Genomic DNA, 613 nt, shown 5'->3' with positions numbered 1-613 from the left:
CCAAAAAGTTGGACGCCTGCATAAAAAGATTGCGGATAAGCGACAAGCTCGCTCAATGGTGGATAGCAAAAACTATTACCAGCCGACAGGTGGATGCTATTGCCTTGGAGGATTTAAACGTCTCCGGCATGTTGCGTCGCTGTCGGGTGAAGAAAGATGAGGAAAGTGGAAGGTTTTTACCAAATGGGCAATCTAGAAAAGTTGGTTTAAATCGCGCTATCTCTGATGCTGCTTGGAATGAATTGATCTTGAAGATCGATTATCTCGCTGCAAAGCAAGGAAAGGTTGCCATCAAGATTAATCCGAAACATTCCAGCACAGAATGCAGGAATTGCGGACATATTGACCGCTCAAATCGCGACGGGGAAAAATTCATATGCTCGGCTTGTGGATTTTTTGCTCACGCTGATATTACGGCAAGCGAAAATTATCAGAGATAGAGCGTTGGAAATGGTACGTCGGGACTCGACGGAACCTGCGGATAAGACCGCTAAACGCCCGAAATATCGTAAGGAGAAGAGCCAGTGCGGTCAAGGGGTTTCCCCAAGTGGAGCAACTGGCGTATCACCGCGTCCTTTGGACAAAGGCGGTGAGCCTGGGAACCTTGAAACCA

General features: G+C 47.6%; 1 protein-coding gene. It reads left to right on the top strand.

Features of this window, described 5'->3' with window-relative positions; translation table 11 throughout:
* Nucleotides 1-440 (top strand): zinc ribbon domain-containing protein (locus tag MiSe_RS49630; RefSeq protein WP_226594985.1); only part of this gene is annotated, 440 nt, incomplete at its 5' end.
* Nucleotides 441-613 lie beyond the last annotated feature (173 nt).

The sequence above is a fragment of the Microseira wollei NIES-4236 genome, from assembly GCF_020521235.1.
GTDB lineage: Bacteria > Cyanobacteriota > Cyanobacteriia > Cyanobacteriales > Aerosakkonemataceae > Microseira > Microseira wollei.
Note: the sequence above shows the minus strand (reverse complement) of the source record. Positions and strands in the feature narration are given on the sequence as shown.